Genomic DNA, 20,260 nt, shown 5'->3' with positions numbered 1-20,260 from the left:
CAAATCTTCCTTTTGCATGGGGGATGTTTAACAGAATGGTAAGAAGGAGGAGTTCTTTTGCTCATTGAGGTTGTAACAGCTGGACCAGGGTGTTCAATTTGTCAAAAAGCGTTAAATCTAGTTAAGCAAATAGCGGCGGAATATCCGCAAATCGAGACTCAGGAGTTACATGTGGTTGATCAGTTTGAACGTCTCCAGGAGCTGAATATTTTCAGCGCCGGAGCGATTCTCATCAATGGGAAAGTCGAATTCGGCTCTGTACCCTCACTGTCTAAGCTTCGCGAACGCGTATATGAATTGTTCAATCCCGAAAGTCATTCACTAGATCAAAGGAGAAACTAATGGAAGAATTATATCATTTCACTATTGAAGGCGGCATTTCTGCCTCTACTTACATTCTTGTGTTCATCGTCGGAATCGTGAGCGCTATATTGGCATGCTATATGCCTGTGCTTGCTATGTTTGCGAATTATGTCCAGAGAGGAGCAGCCGGCGATAAAAGAAAGGCCGTTCTGCTAGCTGTCAACTTTATATTGGGTATGGTTGTCACTTCGCTGTTGACTGGTCTAATCATCGCGCTGCTCGGCCAACAGTTCCTGCCCTTTGTCGAGAAATATCGTTTACTCAACTGGGTTCCGCCTCTCTTTGACATATTGGCTGGACTGCAATTGCTTGGCGTCATTTCATTCGCAATGCCTACTTTCCAAAAGTCGCCCGGCCGGCCGGAACTCCCCCAAGGCAACGCGGCCGCTTTCAAACTAGGGATTCCTTATGGACTTGTCATTTCGCCTTGTGCAATCCCCACCTTTTTTGCGCTGATTAGCTATATTGCACTTCAGGGGAGTCCGCTTCACGGAGCGTTGCTCATGACTACCTATTCGTTAGGGAAAGGCGTGATACTCGCGGCTGTTGCAGTCTTTTCCATTTCCATTCTACGCAAATTGGCAAAGTGGGGCGGTCCTGTAAAAAAAGTTGCCGGCTACCTCTCGATCGCGATTGGCATCGTTTTTCTGATTATTGGGTTTATAAAATAATAGGTAATAGTGGGAGGAGATTCATTCATGTCATTAAATCAATTGCTAACAGAAATGAAACAACAGTTCATCGCCCATTCGCCCGCAGAAGTCCAAGCCGCGATGTTCCGTTCGATCCGGGAGCAGCAGGAGTCGGGAATCCAGTATGGCCTGCAGGAGGGGCAGAAGGCGAAAGATTTTTCGCTGAAAAACGCGATGGGCACTCCCGTTCAATTGTACGACGAACTGGCCAAAGGGCCTGTCGTTCTAACCTTCTACCGCGGAGGTTGGTGTCCTTACTGCAACTCCCAGCTCCGGGCATATCAGAAAGTGCTGCCGGAGATTAAAGCGCTGGGCGCCAGGCTCATCGCCGTTAGCCCGCAAAGCCCGGACAACATGCTGTCCCATCAGGAGAAGGAAGAACTGCAGTTCCAGGTGCTGAGCGATACCAACGGTCTGGTGGCCGCCTTTTACAATATTTTGTACGACGTACCGCCGTACATGCAGGAGATCATGACGAACCTGTTCCAGCTGAATCTGGCCGAATACAACGCGACCGATCGGTGGATACTCCCCATTCCTTCMACCTTCATGATCGACGAATCCGGCATTATCCGCTCTGCTTATGTCAATCCGGATTTTATGATGCGCTTGAATCCTGAGGATATTCTGGATGAATTAAGGAAGTTGTGAACTGCCCTCGTCACGACTCAAGACAAAGAACCCATGCGCCGACGACGCATGGGCCTTCTTCTGTCATGACTTATGCCTTTCACTCCACAAATCCCCTGCTGCTCCTACCTTTTCCGTTACACAATATATAAGATATCAAATCGCCCCAGCACCTTTATGCTGGACGTATTGCTGCAACTGCTCATAAATATCCCTCTTCAACTTGGCCAAAACCTGCTTTTTCATGTTCTCCTTTTGCAGATAGTTTCCAAACAACCTGTTCTGGATCTCGTCTTCGCTTTTAAATAAACCCGGGAAGGCTTTATGCACATCCTCTCGATACAAATCGGAGTAAAATCTGAACCTCTGCAATATCTCAAAGGCTACATCGTTGTGAGTTTTATACAAACTTTTTAAACCTAACACGTCTACGTTACGTGTTACGCTCGGGTCCTCAGTAAGCGAAACGGACAACAACCTCTCCTCGAGAATCGACTCTACGTCTTGAATATTGAAATGGATCCGAAACAAATTTTCCATATCCTTATGCTCATCGTAGGGCGAAGCGTCTATGTCATCCGTCCCTTTCGTATGATTGCAGCTGGGACAGGAGGGGATCAAATTAAAGAAAGACATAGCCAAAAACGGATACTTGAACTTATTATGAAAATGATCGAGCTGACATGTTCGTTTTCTTCCACGCGCTCCTCTGTCAATATTGCCTATATGATTCCGATTGCATAGCGGGCAGACGCGAATACCAAGACGGTCTGTCATAACAAGAGCATTATAGCCTTTATTTCCAATAGATTTTTTCCGTAATGAAAATTTATCTTCATACATATTTACCAAGTATTTAATATAATCAGGATAAACACCTGGAACTCCACACTTATTCCGTATCTCTAGAAGTTTTTGTGGCTTAGCCGTGATTACCAACTCTAAATTATAACTGCTGTCAAAGCTGCCAAACCAGTTATCGAACATATCCGTTTGATATTTTCGGCTTTTTCCAATATGGTCGGCAATTTCATTATAATGTTCCTTAGCCAGCTGGTCTTGTTCCGTATCATAGATGTTAATCATTCCGCTCCTCCGGAATGCCGAGGCGTTTCATTTCTTGCTTCCAAAATTCGTACTGCTGCCTCGTGCGCTCCTCTTGTCTGCGCTCAGGTAATAAGTTGTTATACATTTCCAACAATTTCCCCGAAAGTACAGGCTCGCCAATCAAACGAATTACGTCAAGTAAAGACTCAAGCTCTGCTTTCTGCAGTGGTTGCACTTGCTTTTCTTTCACGAGCTGTTCATACTGCTCATCCTCTAGTTTCTTGAGGTCCCTGATCACACCGTTAATTTTATCCTGCGCGAACTCACCGAAAGTGGATTTCATAAAGAAGCCTCTTTTGTACAAATCATGAATATTGGCGGCGAATGTTGATTTCATCTCGTCTCCATAAAGTCCATCCGATACCGTCGTTTTCGCGCCATCGCGTTTCAAGTAATTGACGCTTGAGGCGGGCAAATCGGAAAGCAGGAACGGGGAATGCGAAGTAATAATGATCTGGACACGGCGATTCGGTCCATAAATGGCCGACAAGAAACGAATTAAGCGATTAATAAAGACTCGCTGCCATTCCGGATGGAAATACAGCTCTCCCTCATCTATTAGCAATATTACTTTTGGGGTAAGGTAGACATTGCTGCCGAACGGTTGTCCGTCCGCTCTTGTATACAGTCGCGAGAGCAGGTTCAGGAAAGCTTTCTCACCGGAACTCAACGGCCAGTCGAAATCCAGGTACGGAAATGCTTGATAAGAGCCACGGTACAACTTAATGAATCGGTGTGATTCACTCGACTTAACGGACTGAGCCCGCACCGGAATCGTGAAGGTCGAGTCGGTCCAGTCTTTGGGATCGACGGCGTGTGAAAACTCAGTGAAAACATCGACCATTCCATTAAGGTGATCTATCCAAGTCCTATCTTCAGGTGTTACAGACCTGTTATACATCGCTTGGAAGAACTTCTTTGTATAACTCAAAAAAGATTTCTTACCAGAAACAACGCTTGTAAGATCCATAAGAGAATCATTTTCCTTTAACAGATGCTCGTTCATGTAAATCGATAATTCCTTCAAAAAGCTACGAAATAACGCCCGATGGGCACGGTACTTGAATAATTCCCGTTTCGCCAATATCCGATGATCATTTGAAGGTTGCTGTTGAATCGATTGCACGATTTCGATCAATTTATTATCGACATATTCATGTATCTGACTATAGAAATAAGCAAATCCACCTAAGCTTTTGTCGTCATTTGCATCGAACTCTCTGATCCTAACGATTAGCTGTTCTGGAATTCGAACGGGTAGAGGCTCGTCGAACGTATTCGGGAACTCATGTACAAGAATGACTTGCCGATTCAAATCCTCGTCCCGATGCACGTCGAGCAAGTGCTGCTTCTCCATGTCCATTCCCTCCTCCATCCGTCGGACTTTATCTTTACGGACAAGGTAGTTCGTAGATAAGTTATAGTAGTTATTTAACTGTTCTTCATATGTATGGTCGAATATACCCGAATAAAATATTACCGAGCTCTCCGGCAGCTTAAGTGAACTTTCCGCCTTCCTATACTGCTGCGGATTCGAGAGATAGCCATTAGGATCCTTCACTTGCAAGCGAGGGATAACAGAATCATCGTACAAGATGATGACATCGTTTCGCGCGTCCCGGATTACGACCAAAGCTTGGTATATATCCCTGTTTTGTGCTCGAACCAGTACGTATTTTATATAATCAAGAAAACGCGTCTTTCCAGCTCCGTTCTCTCCAACGATTGCTGTGATATTAGATATGACGGCCGAATCTTCCGCGGTTGTATCCTTATATCGGAAAAATCCCGGTATGTATTCAGGATTACGTGAAACAGATAGAAAGCCATCATTTGCATCGAATTCAAATCTCAATTGGGCATCCAACTGAAAGCCMTGTTTCTGAAAGGGCCCGTAGTCATTAAACCATATATACAGAATCTCCATCTTGTTCCTCCATACCGTCTAGTTAGAATTACTATTTTTGCGCCACAAGCATCCGTTTTTCAAGATCTTCTTTAATCTTTCCTATCATCTCAAGTACTTTGTCCCCACGGAAAATTAAAGAGGTCTCATAGCGACACCACTGGCTATTAGGCTTTCGAACCGCCGAGAGCCAATTAAACGAGCCTTCAATAAGCATATCCTTGTCAACCCAGAGCGCCTTACTATGAACGCGCTTCGTAATCACAACTTGTACGCCCCATTCGGTTAACATCTCTTTTGCTCTTATGAAATGTGGGAATAATAAACCATGGCGTTTATTCAGTGCCTCATCGGTGTAAACCACAATCTCTATCCCTTTTCCAATGGCCTCCTTGCACACTGTTTCCAATCCGTCAGCTTCCAATGCATTCGAGGACAAAAATGGAGAAACAATATGAACCTCCTTATTGGCAGTACGAATACTATTAGCAAGTATGGTTCGATGTCCTTCCAGATCTCGAATATGATCCACTGGCAATGCAAGGCGCGTTTTGTAGTACATTGGCATCTCTACGTTTTGGATTTCCTGTTCTTCTAAAGCAAACAGATAACGGGCTAATAGACCCGATGGCGTATTAGCCGACGGATCGAATATACGCATATCCCCAAACACTAAAAAGCTATCTTGTGCGCGCGAGACGGCCACATTCAACATGTTTACACCTGCATCAAAAAAGAGAGAGGATGCGGAATTCCCATCATAGACGGGAGAAAATAAAACTACGGGCCTTTCTGCTCCTTGCAGGGCATGCACAGTCCCGACCGTAATATTTTTCATAGCTTTTAGCTCGGTTCTAGCCAGCTTATCCAGTATCAGCTTTTTTTGTTGGAAAAATGGCGTGATGATGGCTATAACCTGATCTATCGTTTTCGAATCAGATCCATCCTTAGCATAAGGTTCTGTCAATAGATCCTGATTGCGATGAATCCAACTTACAATAGCGTCAGCCTCTATCTCGTTATAATAGCTCCCATTTTTTCTCTTCGCTTCTCCTGGGATATGGGCATATCCCATATGCGGCAAGTGGTAAGAGGACAGTGATGGTCTCTTTGGTTCAAGTCTTCCTTTATAAGCCAGTTCATTACAATAGTTAATAATTTCCGGAACGCATCGACGATGCTCCACAAGCCACATCCCACCGTCGTGTTCGGACAACGTATACTTCGACTTTCTTCTAGCTGCCAGCATAACCGAACCGCCAGACGCCGTAATCCCTTTCTCGCTACTAAATTCGAATGCAACTTGCTCATCATTGACGACGCCATACTCTAATAGATTCCCTACATCTATAGCAACGGGAATATTCCATATCGGTTCAATTTGCAAGATATCACCTACAATCAACGCTTTCTTTGCCAGAGCAAATGAGGCACCTGCCAATTCCGGCGTTACTTGCCCAGCCTCGTCGATAATCAATGTATCTATGAACTCGTATAAATATCGGTCGCTTCCCTGCCATGCTTTAAAAAAGGAAGGCACCATAAATAACGTCGTTACGAAGCACGGAGTAAGCTTAGCATAACGTCTCCATAGCTTTTGCTGACTATTGATCCCTTTCGTTTGCTTAAAGTTGGGATCATTTAACATGTCTCTTGTCTCTAATATCCATCGCCCTTCCCAGTAGTGAACGGCAAGCTTGAATGCTTCATATCTTAAGGTTCGGTCCAGTAATGCTAATGGATCGTTATCGATTCTGCCTTGCCCTTCTTCATCAGGAAAGTACATTAAGATTTCGTCAATCATTTGATTTCTATGCTGGTCAGAGCTTTGTCTAAGAAGAGACAGCTGTTGCTCATCTTGCTCAGCCACTCTACAGCTATCTTCGATATTCGAAATAGCCTGTTGAAGATTTGCTATTGTATGATTAAAGTAAGTTCTAACTTGATCCTCACTTGCCGCATCATAGATTCCTTTAGATTCGAGAAACTTCCGATCTCTGTCGTTTTTGATCTTTCTAACGATCGGAATGAACAAAAACCATTTAAGTGGCCACTTGTTCATATATTCACTACATTCCGCATGTAGTTCCTCAGTCGTTTTTAACCCCAATTTATGTTTGTTAATTTTCTCTGCAGCTTGTTCTTTAAAGACTGCTATGCCTTCGGGATACTTATTGTTTAGGTCTCCTTCGAATTGGAGTAGTCGATCATAAGTATCAATAATTTGCTCCATACGGTTCACACAATCGACTAGACTTTGATGAAGATAATCAACTGCATCTTCTACTTTTACGAATTGTATACCGCTGAATCTAGTTGCATGCTCTAGATACTCGTATGCGGCTTTAGATACATCATCTAAATTTTCTATACTTGCAAGTAGACCTTTCTTGCCTGAAGAGTCCATTTTAATGGTTTGCCAATGGGGTTTTAACTCTTTTTCTTTTTTTATGCTGGAAGCCAAATACGATCCGTATCCCTCTACTTGAGGTATCCACCGTCCTGCTAGAGGATGCTGAACCTCTTGTATTTTGGCGAAGCTTTCAATGACATTGGTTACGGGTTGATTATTAGAAGATGAAACGACCATGATTGGTGGCTCGCTCTGCTTTAACGCGGCTTCAATCCATGAAGTCGAAATGACGCTCTGCAAAAAAGTCGTTTTTCCTGTTCCTGGTGGACCATTAAGGGCTAACAACTCCCCAGTATCAATGTTAACCCAGTTATGAATCGACTCTCTTTGCGATGCCGATAACGGGTATTGCTGCCCCATCTGCCCATAGTGTCTGGATGATGTTCGAAAGGAATTCTCTATGGACTCGGCTGCTTCTTGAGGTCGGTCTTCTATTGTGGCAAAATGGTTCAGCAGTGTCGTCGTCGGCTTGTTTTCTCGAATATGATCGTAGAGCATCTGTACAGCCGTAGTCGTTCCTGACATCTGCTCATTACACAAAATATAGGACTCTGTGGTTGGAGTGTATTGCTCATGATTAAATTCATTTAGTTCCATATCAGTTAGCTCAGAGAACATCTGAACCGTATGAGCCCAGTAGTCCTTCMAATTATCGAATTTAAAAGGTTTTTCCGTAAGAAACTGATMGACTGCGCTAAGTGTGCTAATAGGAAAAACGCCACTCAAACAAGGGTCTAAGTAGTCCCTTGGAATCCATGGATTCTTCTTACTCGCTACTAGTAAACGACCTTCCTTATTAAGAAGGGCTGGAACCCATAGGGGAGTCAGCGTTTCTGGGTGATTGCCTTTGCTTCTGCTGTGTTCTTTTTTGATGTAAGCAATAATGGGACATAAGAGAACCGGAATAGAAGATATTTGATTATTTTTATAATTTTGTCCAAATAGTTTAACTGTGGTTTCGTGGGGAACTGTCCCAGTCTTAATATTATCCAAATCTATTGAAATAGAACTTTTTTTCATATTATCGAAATTCGGATTTAATCGGTCAGCATCGGCTAAACTGTTGCGCCAGTAATCTAATGTGTTCATCGTTTATTTAACCCATCCCTTATTTAGGTAAAATTACCCTTATGGAAATTAAATTCTCCACCGTTCTACACAATCCTGCAACTACTGACAAAATTGGAAAAGCCGCAGCTTGGAGCTGCGGCTTTAATCTCTAACTCATCTATATTCTTTACTTTCTTCATGTGTTTATTGTTACCTAATGTTTGCAATTCAACATCCTCAAAAACGGAACATCCGCAGGAGCAAACGTATACTCCTCGAACTCCTCCGTCCCAACCCATCGATAATCATCATGATCCGTCAGCACGATCTCCCCGCTCACGAATCTCGCTTTGTATGCGATAAGCTTGATCATCACCGTCCCGTAATCATGCTCATTTACGCCGACATACGAATATGGCTCGATCGTAATGCCCATTTCCTCCAGCAGCTCTCTACGTAAGCAGTCCTCTGGCGATTCGCCCGGCTCCAGCTTGCCACCGGGAAACTCCCACATCCCCTCCTGCGACTTCCCTTTGGCTCGCCGTGCAATCAGTATTCGACCCGCTTCATCTTCGATAATGGCAGCTGCTACCTCAATCATTTCCGTTCACATCCTATACAATCACTTTGTTCGCCACTGGCACCAGCGCCGCAGGCATGTCTTCCTTCAGACGCCAAATGATGCTCATCGGCTTGCTTCCTTCGTGCCTGACGTACTCAGCTTCACCTAAGAACACGAATGAAGCGGTGTAGTTGTTCTCCTCTTTATATTCCCTCACGAACAGTGCGATCCGGTTGCCCGTCTTCTTATGGTGGATGTATCGCTGAGCCGTATTCGTTTGCTCGGAAATCTTACTCTGCGTCTGCCAATGGAAGAGACGTTCATTCATCGCATAGTCCTCATACAGAGTCGATGGCGAGAAATCCTTATCCGACTTATTCAGCGTAATAAAGAAAATATCCGTCTTCTTGTCTTCAAAATATTTTACGCCCTCGCGGAAGCTCGGCGCTTTCTCCTCGTTCCAGTAACTGAACGCGGCTAACACCTGATCGGTTGAATACTTGCAGTGCAGATCGAGTGGACAAGCGTATGGCAGTTCATTCCTTTTGTCGACGAAATCGATATGAGTGCTGTTATATTTCAGGATGTCCAATACTTCATCCTTGAAAGCCTGGCAGTCCATAACCGACTGGATGCCGCCTTCAATTCCTTCAAAACCTAGATTCGCTGGCGCGGTCCGATAGAAGGTGTAGTAGAACACATTCAGCATCAGCCGCTCTTCTTCCGACTCCGCCTGCGCTCCGTCATCCAAGTACGAGATTAAGAATTTCAGCAGCCTACGCGAATTCATGCTTAACAAAGCTGGAAGCCGCTTCGTCAGCTCATCTTCCTTGGCGAAGGTGTAGTCATCGAGAAGTCCCGCTTCTACCATCAGCCTGCGGAACATCCGATTACCTGTACGCCCGCCGTAGAACTCGGATAAGGACATGCCGTGATATTGAACGAAATTTTTAAGCGTCAGCTTGATCCCGGTATCTTCTTCAAAATACTTCATCTTGTTCACCAATCGCTTCCGGTTAGTCGTTGCCTGCTTCAGATTGCTGAGAATATAGTCCTTAGACTGCTTCTCCAACTGAATGAAGCTTCCGCGCGGCAGACTGGAGAAGCCATGCTCCACGTAATGCTGAACGGAATGCTTCGTTTTGCCGAGCAATGCACGGAACTTATCTTGGAAGTTATAGTCCTTATGAGCCTGTCCAATAAAATCTAGCACGGTCAAGCATTCTTTCCCGTCAGCCAACCGCAGTCCCCGTCCAAGCTGTTGCAGGAACACTGTTAAGCTGTCCGTCGGACGAAGGAACAGAACCGTGTTAACCTCCGGAATATCCACGCCTTCATTATAGAGATCGACGACAAAAATCATTTTGAGCTCGCCGCTCACCAGCTTGCCCTTCACGAGCTGACGATCCTCGTCGCTTGAACCGCCATGCAGCGCTATCGCAGGTATGCCCACATCTTCGAACACCTTGGCCATATACAACGCATGGTCGACGCTTACGCAGAAGCCGAGCCCTTTCACATCGTCCAAGTCGGTGACGTATTTTCTCAAGCTGTTCAAAATCTGAGTTGCTCGAATCTTATTATGCGTATACAGATTCTCCAGCTCTTGCAGATCGTAGCCGCGTCTCGACCATTTCACCTGCGATAAATCCACACTATCCGTCACTCCAAAATATTGGAACGGCGCAAGCAGCTTGCGATCAATCGCATCCGTCAACTTAATCTCCGCCGCGATCGTTTCGTCAAAGAAACGTAAAATGTCTTTGCCATCCATCCGCTCAGGCGTAGCTGTTAGCCCCAGCAATATCTTAGGTTGATAGTGAGCAAGCAGCTTCTGATAGGACGGTGCCGCCGCGTGATGGAACTCGTCCACGACCATATAGTCATAGAAATCCGACGTGGTACGCTCTGCGAGCTTCATAGAGTTAAAGCTTTGTATACTGATGAACAGGTGATCGATAGACTCCGCTTGATTACTGCCGACATGCAGCTCGCCGAAGTTCAGATCCTTCATAATGTAGCGGAACGTGTCCATGCTTTGCTTCAAAATCTCTTCCCGATGCGCAACGAAGAGCAGACGCGCTCTCGGATTGCGCTGAGCGAATCGCCTGTAGTCGAAAGCGGAGATGACCGTTTTGCCGACGCCCGTCGCCGCAACGAGCAGGTTTTTCATCCTGCCATACAACGTCCTCTGTGCTTCCAGCTTCTCGAGAATGTCCTTTTGGTAGTCATAAGGCGTAATGTCAAAATGGAAAGTCAGGTCGTTCCGCCCCTGCTCCCTCTTCTTGCCCAGCGCTTCCTTGAGCAGCAGATCATGCTCCTCATCGGAGGGATGGAAGGCCTTAAACTCCCGATCGTTCCAGTAGCTCTCGAAGGTCGCTTCGATCTTCTTCAGCACATCATAGGAATCCTTCTCGGTTACTTTCAAGTTCCATTCCAAGCCGCTCGTAAGCGCGGGATTGGATAGATTCGATGAGCCTACATATGCCGTCGTAAATCCGGTATCCCTTTTAAACATGTAAGCTTTGGCATGAAGACGCGTACGCTCCGTATCGTAGGAGATTTTGATCTCCGTGTTCGGAAGCTTGCCGAGCTCCATAATCGCCTTGTAATCGGTCGCTTCCATATAGGTTGTCGTGATGATGCGCAGACGACCGCCATTCGCCGTAAACTGCTCAAGCTGCTCCATCAGAACGCGAAGCCCGCTCCACTTAATGAACGAAACGAGCCAATCAATCTGATCCGACGTAACGATCTCATGCTTCAATTCGCTCATCATATTCGGCTCCGAATGCGCCCCGGTGAACAACGAGCTTTGCGATATCGGGGTTGTAGGTCGAAGAACCTTCTCGGCCCTAACACCTCGAATATGATTCAGCTTCGAATAAACGTAGGTAAGTACCTCGCCCTGTTCATCCAGCTGTAGCTCCTCGTACTCCGCTTGCCCTAAGCTATCCTTGAGGGTTGCAATTATATCATTACAGGTTCGCACCTGCGCGAAAATTGCTTCCTCATCATTGCTGTTCTGCTCACGTACCGCCTTCAGCGCCCTGCGTGTGACCATCGCCAAATAGTTCGAAAGCAGCTTCCTCGCTTCCTCGGCATCCAACGACTCCTTCCCGATGTCATACAGAGTCGAGTCCAGTTCAGCGAGTTGCCTCATCGTTACGTTGTTGATGATTTGTTCGTATAGACCTTGTTTCATGCTTCACCTACCCACATAGCAAGCATGGTTCTGCTTGTAATTCTGAAACAGCTTCAATTAAGATGCTTTTCCAATAGTAGCAACCGTTTTCCTCTTTGTTCTCTATGACTTTCTTTGTGAAATTAGTTTCGCTAACATGTGGGCAATTCACAACATGTACTTTTACCGTCTTGATAGGCTTGTCTTTTATTGTAATAAATCCCGACCCTACTATTAATCTCTCAAACTCGGGAAGTGTAGTAATACGGATCATATGGGCCTACCTCTCTCCTTAATCTACTTTGAGCTAGCCTTTGAAGCTTTTGCCCGCTCAATATGTTGAGCTCTATCAGCAGGGTCTGTTATATTAAGCGAAGCAAGTCTCTCCTTGATAGACCTAACTTCATCATCAGTAAATCGTGGAGATGGGTTCTCCGCTTTAAGTCTCGTCAGTTTCCGCTCAACGAACTCGGTGAGTTCCACATCGTAAACGATAAGCTCATCCGATCCGATTTTTTTCTTTCAGCTCAGGATCGATGTTAAACCTGCATCTCATCGTGAAGGAGATCATAGAATTGTATTTTACGTTTATGAAATCCGCTAATTGCTGCTCTACCGCTTTAATATGGCCATAGTTTTGCATCAACGGATTGTACATTTTAAACCGATTGCCAACGCTCCAATTCCGATCCTCGCACGTCCCTTTGATCTCGCCATTATAATTTTTAGTTTCAAGTCCATTCGCCAGTATTGTGATCAGTAACCGCCACACACTTAAGACCTTGATCTAGGCATCTTTGAACCCAATCTTGAGCTGAAACTTTCTTATCTTTAAAGCACTTACTGGCTGGCGTATGTAAATGAAGATCAGACTTGTACCATCTAGTTCCTTTGTATTCCAACTCTATTCCCCCTAGAATTTTCTACTTGGAGACTATATTCAACAATTAATTATTATATCCTTCAAAAACAGCCTAATTTAGACATTTCGAATCCATTCACTATATTTGTCAGACAAAGGTACGTCTAGAGTACTAAAACACAAAAAAAACGGCATTTCTGCCGTTTGATTATAAGGTATTGGTGGAGAATAGGAGCTCGAACCCCTGACCTTTTCGCTGCCAGCGTTGTATACACGGTGTCCTGCTATGTACCGAAGTATCCGAATGCCTGCTATGGTGCGGCTTTCGGACCTCGGTCTTTTTGCTGTATCCTTTGATCTCCGAAGACAATCCAGGGTTCGTGATCATAGATGTGATCACATTCCCTCCCACAGCAATAATACAATCATTTTATTACTGAGTCACAACTACTTCTCTCAGCAATTCAAATGCTTTATCCTCACTTGGATCATTCGTTCCCAGTTCACCACGGAAAGCACGGGCAAGTATAGCTTTTTTCATAAGCTCAATGCCATCAATTACATCAACGAGCTCTTTAGTACGAGTCTCTCTTTCTAACAAGACCTCTAAAATACGAACGATCTCCTCTTGTTCAGTAATATTAGGAATAGGAAGCCTCAAATCCTTCATTATCTTTATTGGTAATTGTGGCTGAGCACTACCAGTGGAGATATCTGATATCTGATTTGTGATATAACCTGTTCGAAATAACCAACAAAGAAAAGGCTTGAAGAAATCTACTCCTCCACGAAAGATAACCATACCTGAGTTGATCCGCAAATGCTCATAAGGAACACTCTCATCAAAATATGCTATGTTTCCTATCGTACCCCGAGTCGTTAAAACAATATCACCTTTTTCAAGGCGACCTTTCCTTAGAATACTATCTCTTTCTTTTGAGATAAATTGGAGTTCTTCAAAAACAAATCCATTTTTAGTTACATTCTTGGCATTCAGAAACAAACAATACCCTTCGATAGTGAACTCTTCCTTCTTAGGGTAGTTTTCACCTCTGTCACCATCAATAATTTGAATATCAGTCTCCTTAAGGAGACTAGTCGACCAACTATCCATACTCAAACCATGCTCTTCACGCCACTTCGCAGTGAGCTCCCCTGTGAAAGCTTTGTGTAGGATAGCAGCTTTACGTGTTTCAAAGCTATCTAAAGCAGTTTGGGCCAATTCCTCTGCCTGATCGAGCTTTGTAAACAGGCTTTCAATTCGGTCAACGATACGTTCCTGCTCGGCAAGTGGTGGAAGTGGATAACTCATTGTTTGTAGCTTAGATGCATTGACCCCAGGTTGTGCAATTCCTTGAGCTAACTCAGTAATCTGACCCCAATAGAGATTTGACTGCATGAAGTGATATAAATAATTATAGTTAAGCAGATTATTCAATTTAACCCTGATTAAATAGGATGCAAACACTGAATCCACATGTTCAGATATCAAATAGCTCTTGCCCGTAGTCGCTCCTGTCCTAGCGACTACAATATCATTCGGATCTAGTTTGAATTTGGAGTATTCAACTTGTGAAATCTCGCAGAAAGGGACGTTACTCCAATCTACTCCTCCGTCCTGAATATCAGTTATCCGCAAGAGCTTTGGACCAATTTCTTCGGTCGAAGATTTCGCTGTGTAGCCGTATTGAACCTCTTTACAAACACTTCCCAACTTTGTCCAGATCCAGTTCATCGGTAATTCATACGGATGATCATTATCAGATACCACTGCCTGATCCATCCATTGCTCTACCGATAAACTCTGTTTCTTACTCCTAGCCATTAGCGACTAACCTCCAATGACTTCAGTTCCTTTACTACGCTGAGGATCAAGTCAACGGCCTCTTCAAGTTGTGCTACGACTTCTTCTCCGCTTTCGATTGGATCTGGGAGATCATCATAGTCCAGAACACTATCATCACGAATAAGCCCTAAATCAAGGCTATTGTTCTTCACTCGGATTTGTTCCCGGGTATACACATTCCAACGCTCATCCTGTACCTGGTGACGGTCTTCCGCAGTATAAGCCGAAACAAACGAATCAAAATGCTCTGCCTTAAGTGGGTTAGTTTTACCGAACGATGGCATGTTGGTGCGCAAATCATAGATCCATGCTTCTTTCGTATTGTCCTTATCCGACTTGCCGCGCGTAAAGAATAGCACGTTGGTCTTAACACCCTGTGCGTAGAATATTCCAGTAGGCAGACGCAAGATTGTATGCAGATTGCATTTGTCCATCAAGTCGTTACGGATAGAAGCACCATCACCGTCTGCAAACAATACGTTATCAGGAAGAACAACAGCTGCACGTGCTTCATTGTTTGCTTTCAAGCTGCGGTAAATATGCTGTAGGAAGTTCAACTGCTTATTCGATGTCGGGTAAGTAAAGTCGTCACGTGTCGCGCGTTCGCCGCCTTTTTTCGTTCCGAATGGCGGATTCGTAAGTACGACATCAAAGTCCTTCATCGTCTTCCCTTGATTAGACAATGTGTCTCCTAGCTTAATTGGTCCTTCGATATCGTGCAGCATGGCATTCATCAAGGCCAAACGATGGGTTTCATGGACAAGCTCAGAGCCAGAAAAGGCATGTAACCGCTGAAAGTCTGCCTTGTCTGGTGGCAGAGCAAAGAGTTTATCCGTCTGATCCTTAACATAGCGGTCCGCTGCGATCATAAAGCCGAAAGTACCGCATGCAGGGTCATTACACCGTTCGCCTGGCTGCGGATTAACAAGCTTCGTCATTATATCGATCAAGACTCGAGGGGTAAAGTACTGGCCAGCACCAGACTTCTTCTCGTTTGCATTTTTCTCAAGCAAGCCCTCGTACAGGTTGCCTAGGCCTTCTTCTTTAGCCGAATACCAATCGAGTGCGTCAATCGAAGTTATGAGCTTCTCCAGGTTCTTCGGCTCATCGATATTTGAGGAAGCACCTGCATAAATCTCACGTACACGACCTTTGGTATCCTCGCCTAAGTGGTTGAGCAGATCCTTATAATATTTCTTAAGTTCAATACCTTTTGGCTTAAGCAGTTGATCCCAACGGTATTGCTCTGGGATTTGCTCTTCCGTCTCGGTTTCTTTGGCCATCTTCAGGAACAGGATATAGGTAAGTTCCGTTACATATTGATGATACGTAATGCCGTCATCACGGAGAACATTACATAGCTTCCATAGTTTAGATACGATCTCTTGGTTGTTCACGCTGATTGTCCTCCATCTTCAAATAAGTACTGATTCAATTCTGTAATAATGGTATCGAGTTGATCGCGGAAAATCTTATTCATACGATTATAGCCGCCTTGATTCTTGAATGCACCAGCGTTAAATAGATCACGATCCAATAACGGCTCGTGCAACAATACCGTTTCAATTCGCCCTAGCCAATCCAGCTCCATCTTACTGAAGGAGTTCTTCTGCTTCAGCTTGGTAATTGCATGTTTCGTGCGCTCTTCTCGGCTGACGAGTGCTGATCCAAGTGCTTCTTTACGAATAAAGCTAATGATATCCGCTGTAATGTCCTCATTGGATAGTTGCTTCCAAGCAGTATTCAGCTGCTGTTCCGTAAACCCTTCGCGATCCAGCTCCAAACGCAAGCTCTTCAAGCTTTCCCGCGTAAGATCGCTTGGCTTTGTACAAACGACTTGGAGAGCTGCGATTTTGTTCATATTGTTCGTAATGAATACTTTGAACTCATCCAAGTAGTCCTTAGGTTTCAATCCTTTACCATAACCGCGTTCATGAGATTCGAGCTTATCCTCTTTATCCGAAATCACCACAACCCTTGGCTTACCGCCGCCGCCTTCGTTCATGATATCAAAGACTTTCCGATGCTCAAGTACATAGGCTTTGGCCTCTTCAGCAGGCATATGTTTGACTTTCTCGATGAACTGGTCTGGTGTGTCACCTTGCGCAATGTCTCGGAAGTGGGCCATGACATCTTTGGTCATGTTCCTCTTCTTACGCTGCAGCTTCGCCACAATGAGATCAATTTGATTTTGAAGCTGCTTCTCTGTCGGCAACGTTTCAAGTCCATCCAACAAATCATCAAAAGATGTAGAAGGCTGGATCACGACTTGTTTCATTGTATTTAAATCCTTAAGTGATTCATATACACCAACAGGATCATAAATCTCAAAATGAGTCTTGCCGATCTCAGGGCAGAGACGTGTTGCACGACCCATCATCTGTTCAAAGAGGATACGTGACTTGACCCGCCGCATAAAGGCAAGAGTAGTAATCTTAGGCACATCAATGCCTGTCGTTAAAAGATCAACCGTAACTACGATATTGGGATAGCGTTCATTTTTGAAGCGTTTGATCGCTTCCATGACTTTCTTAGGATTCCCACCGCCGATGCTGCCTGTGATCTTCATGACCGCATCGTTGTCTACAGCGTAGGGCTCATAAATCTCTTTAAGCAACTTCACGATGACATCGGCATGGCTATCATCAACGGCAAAAATGAGTGTCTTCGCGTCGCCTTCTGGATTAATGTCCTTAGCAATCTCTGTCAATACGGTGCGATTGAAGTTCTCTGTGATGACCTGACGGTTAAACTTCTCCACATCAAATTTTAACTCATCATCAAGCTCGCCACTATTTGTAATTTCTCCCGTTACAGGATCATAAATCGGGACAACTTCACCTTTCTTATAGGTGATCCCTTCTTTGCTTAGCTTTGTTACAATGGTATGTGGCGCATCATGATCAACTAGGTAGCCATCGACTACGGCTCGACGGTAAGTGTAATTGAACACAGGCTGACCAAATATCTTCGTCGTTTGAATCGCTGGCGTTGCCGTTAAGCCAATTTTGACCGCATTAAAGTAATCGATGACCGCACTATACTTGCTCATGTAATCTTCTTGATTACGGTATAGCATCTCATCATCGCTCATATCTTTGTCCAGGATATAGCCGCGGTGCGCTTCATCTACAATAATAAGGTCATAGTCGGAAACCGCAGGAGTGGTTTCACTCTCATTATAGAGTACACGCTTGACTAAGCTTTGTACCGTGGCGACATGCACCTTGGTCTCTTTATCAATGTCTTTATCACTGAGCTCTTTGATGTTGTAGATGTTATCCAGTGTCATGAGCTCTTCGATTTTGACTTCCTTGAACACATCCTGTGCCTGTTCCCCGAGTGAGGTGCGGTCAACAAGGAACAAGATACGCTGGAAACGGCCAGATTTCAAGAAACGATACAACATCCCCAAAATCGTTCGCGTCTTACCTGTGCCCGTAGCCATCGAAAGCAGTACTTTGTCCTGTCCATTGATAATGGCTTGTTCTGCTGCTTCAATCGCTTCAATCTGGTATTCGCGAAGATTGAGGCCATCTGGGTCCCGCAACAAATCATAAGGTGTTGCGCCCAAGGCTTGATCTGCTATATCCGTATCCTTATTCAACAACTCTATAATGCCATCTGGGCTCATCCAGCCTTGGAGGGCTTTGGAGATATTCGATTGTTTACGCACATCGAGGAACCAGATCCCCGATTTTGTCTCAAGCTGCTTCAAGTACTTCCGACCATTCGTTGCAAATACAAAAGGTACTTTATATTTACTCCAATTACCCATCTGATAAGCAGCATGTTCTTCACTTACGGATTGTGCATATTCCTTGCACTGGTTATCGATTACGGATGGAATATCGGTGTATTGACGCTTCGCTTCAATAATGCCGACCATTTGAAGCCCCACGAATAAAGCGTAATCGGCATAACCCGATTTACCGTTGGAATTGTGTGTCGGCCATTCCGCAATCGCAAGGCTATGGCCTTTTTGTGGTCGAGTGCCTTTCGAATATTTCAAATGAACCGTATCTGCTTCCCATCCAACCTTGCGTAGCTGCTCGTCGATAATATATCTCGTCTGCGCTTCGGACAGTTGAAGCTGCTGGGCTGCGCGACTTCCTCTTGAGGTACGTTCCTCAATCGTCATCGTTTGGCCTACTTTAGCTTGTTCAGCAAGCTTAGTCAACTCTTCAATCCTAGCTTCTTTCTCACGGAGGATTGCTTCGTAATCAACCTTAGCTTGAGACTTTTCAAGAGGTAACACAAATCGTTCGGGATTATACTGCCAGTCTCCATAAGTTTGCATAAACCAAATGCTAAGCTCATGGGTCATGCCCATTAGAACTTTACATTGTTCAAGCGAATCATAGTTCAAATGCACAGCTTTATTCCGAGCCATGCGCAAGCTATATAAGATATCATCAATTTCGCGTGGTAGCAGTCCTTGACTCTTCAATAGCTTAATGCGATTTGCATGCGTGTTGTCGTAGCTTGGAGGTTGGAGTCCATCAAACTGCATCATGAGGTTGACGATTGTTTCACCCAGTAATCCTAACTTAATCAAGCATGAATTAGGATCCGAATAAAGATATTCTTCAGCGGTTGCGCCTATTTGAGCAAGTACAGGAAAGTTACTTTCTAAGAATGTAAAGTTAGACCCCATCCTTCTCCTCCTCTATTGTCATGTCAAATGTTATTTATTGTTAAGATCATTGATAAGCACGACTATGAGTATCCAAATAAAGCACGAAGCAGTTATTAAGTCTCAAGCACTATTCCTATTTCGTCATATAAAGGTCGAGTTCCTTCATCCGACAATAATAGGGGTATCGCCAACAAAATGCGGATTTCGTACGTTAAGCCGGCAATGCCCGTAAAATAAGCATTTTGCCGAACGCTAAGAATGCAGCACCCTAGAACCCATAATTACTTAATATCTAATTTCTTGGGTCTACTTCAATGTTGATTTTTTTTATGATGCTACTTTCGAAGTAAAAGCCATATTTGTAAAAGCCCAAAGCAGAGTTGTAAAAAACACAATATACATAGTGTAGATAGTAAAATTCCATCATTAGTGTAGATAAGACTTGCAAATAGTAGATCAAAGACTATCAGAATGCCAGAAAACGAAATTTCCACATAGTATCTTAAATCAGCTTTTCTTTGAATTAATATAAAACCTATAACCGCAATTAGATTAAAAATTGCATTGATACCGTATAAAAACCATGAAGTAAATGGTCCCCTATTCAATAAGAATAACCCGTTTTCAATTAAGTTACCATTCATAGCATCGCCGATTACAAACATGCAAATTGCTACTGGACTAAGCGTTAGGATGTATGTAAAAGTTAATAAAGTAGATAATCTAATAAATTGGGCTTTCGGTGTCTTATCAGGATCTTTACGTCTTAATATGTACGCAGTAATTACTAGACCAATTATGGTTACTGCCATTCCCGCAATTGCGCTAAACAATCCTATTGTAATTGCAATTTGATCACTTAAAGATACAATAGCCTTCACAGAATCCCAACTTTCAAAAATTTTTAGTATCACTCAAGTGTAATGGCTAGAGTGAATTTAGTTGTTCGTCGGAAAACACTGGTCTCACGTGCTCAATAACATGGAGCCGACAACCTGCTCGGTTA

General features: G+C 44.1%; 13 protein-coding genes and 1 pseudogene. 3 read left to right on the top strand and 11 right to left on the bottom strand.

Features of this window, described 5'->3' with window-relative positions:
• Nucleotides 1–57 precede the first annotated feature (57 nt).
• From AC1DF0_RS23730 to AC1DF0_RS23720, 3 genes are read left to right on the top strand one after another with little or no spacing between them, the layout of a single operon-like run.
• Nucleotides 58–342, top strand: a complete 285-nt coding sequence (locus AC1DF0_RS23730; RefSeq protein ID WP_477575524.1) for a thioredoxin family protein — start codon at nucleotides 58–60, stop codon at nucleotides 340–342.
• Nucleotides 342–1,034, top strand: coding sequence for a cytochrome c biogenesis CcdA family protein (locus AC1DF0_RS23725; RefSeq protein ID WP_477575523.1), 693 nt, complete (start codon nucleotides 342–344; stop codon nucleotides 1,032–1,034). The genes AC1DF0_RS23730 and AC1DF0_RS23725 overlap by 1 nt, the downstream gene beginning before the upstream one ends.
• A gap of 27 nt (nucleotides 1,035–1,061) precedes the next feature.
• A complete protein-coding gene (locus AC1DF0_RS23720) occupies nucleotides 1,062–1,706 on the top strand; it encodes a peroxiredoxin-like family protein (protein WP_477575522.1) in 645 nt (214 codons plus the stop codon).
• 135 nt (nucleotides 1,707–1,841) lie between these two features.
• On the opposite strand, the gene AC1DF0_RS23715 is transcribed toward AC1DF0_RS23720, so the two are convergent.
• From AC1DF0_RS23715 to AC1DF0_RS23665, 11 genes and pseudogenes are all read right to left on the bottom strand, one after another.
• Nucleotides 1,842–2,771 (bottom strand): hypothetical protein, encoded by a 930-nt coding sequence (locus AC1DF0_RS23715; RefSeq protein ID WP_477575521.1) that lies wholly within the window; start codon nucleotides 2,769–2,771, stop codon nucleotides 1,842–1,844.
• Nucleotides 2,764–4,149: an AAA family ATPase gene (locus AC1DF0_RS23710; protein ID WP_477575520.1), complete on the bottom strand. Its 1,386-nt coding sequence runs from the start codon at nucleotides 4,147–4,149 to the stop codon at nucleotides 2,764–2,766. The genes AC1DF0_RS23715 and AC1DF0_RS23710 overlap by 8 nt, the downstream gene beginning before the upstream one ends.
• 601 nt (nucleotides 4,150–4,750) lie before the next feature.
• Nucleotides 4,751–8,200, bottom strand: a complete 3,450-nt coding sequence (locus tag AC1DF0_RS23705) for an AAA domain-containing protein (RefSeq protein WP_477575519.1) — start codon at nucleotides 8,198–8,200, stop codon at nucleotides 4,751–4,753.
• A 175-nt stretch (nucleotides 8,201–8,375) separates the two neighbouring features.
• On the bottom strand, nucleotides 8,376–8,762 hold the full coding sequence (gene mutT / locus AC1DF0_RS23700) for an 8-oxo-dGTP diphosphatase MutT (protein ID WP_477575518.1): 387 nt from the start codon (nucleotides 8,760–8,762) through the stop codon (nucleotides 8,376–8,378).
• A 13-nt stretch (nucleotides 8,763–8,775) separates the two neighbouring features.
• Nucleotides 8,776–11,928, bottom strand: a complete 3,153-nt coding sequence (locus tag AC1DF0_RS23695) for a DEAD/DEAH box helicase (protein WP_477575517.1) — start codon at nucleotides 11,926–11,928, stop codon at nucleotides 8,776–8,778.
• Between the two features lie 478 nt (nucleotides 11,929–12,406).
• Entirely contained in the window at nucleotides 12,407–12,679 is a 273-nt protein-coding gene (locus AC1DF0_RS23690) for a nuclease-related domain-containing protein (RefSeq protein WP_477575516.1), read from the bottom strand.
• Nucleotides 12,645–12,809, bottom strand: a pseudogene (locus AC1DF0_RS23685) (PHP domain-containing protein); the annotation flags it as partial. The gene AC1DF0_RS23690 and the pseudogene AC1DF0_RS23685, both read right to left, overlap by 35 nt.
• Nucleotides 12,810–13,202: 393 nt before the next feature.
• Entirely contained in the window at nucleotides 13,203–14,594 is a 1,392-nt protein-coding gene (locus AC1DF0_RS23680; protein WP_477575515.1) for a restriction endonuclease subunit S, read from the bottom strand.
• Complete coding sequence (locus tag AC1DF0_RS23675) at nucleotides 14,594–16,012, bottom strand: class I SAM-dependent DNA methyltransferase (protein ID WP_477575514.1); 1,419 nt, start codon at nucleotides 16,010–16,012, stop codon at nucleotides 14,594–14,596. The genes AC1DF0_RS23680 and AC1DF0_RS23675 overlap by 1 nt, the downstream gene beginning before the upstream one ends.
• On the bottom strand, nucleotides 16,009–19,272 hold the full coding sequence (gene hsdR / locus AC1DF0_RS23670) for a type I restriction-modification system endonuclease (protein WP_477575513.1): 3,264 nt from the start codon (nucleotides 19,270–19,272) through the stop codon (nucleotides 16,009–16,011). Before hsdR ends, AC1DF0_RS23675 begins: the two co-directional genes overlap by 4 nt.
• A 317-nt stretch (nucleotides 19,273–19,589) precedes the next feature.
• Nucleotides 19,590–20,135, bottom strand: a complete 546-nt coding sequence (locus AC1DF0_RS23665) for a hypothetical protein (RefSeq protein WP_477575512.1) — start codon at nucleotides 20,133–20,135, stop codon at nucleotides 19,590–19,592.
• Nucleotides 20,136–20,260 lie beyond the last annotated feature (125 nt).

This window comes from Paenibacillus sp. 05T425 (genome assembly GCF_056396205.1).
Note: the sequence above shows the minus strand (reverse complement) of the source record. Positions and strands in the feature narration are given on the sequence as shown.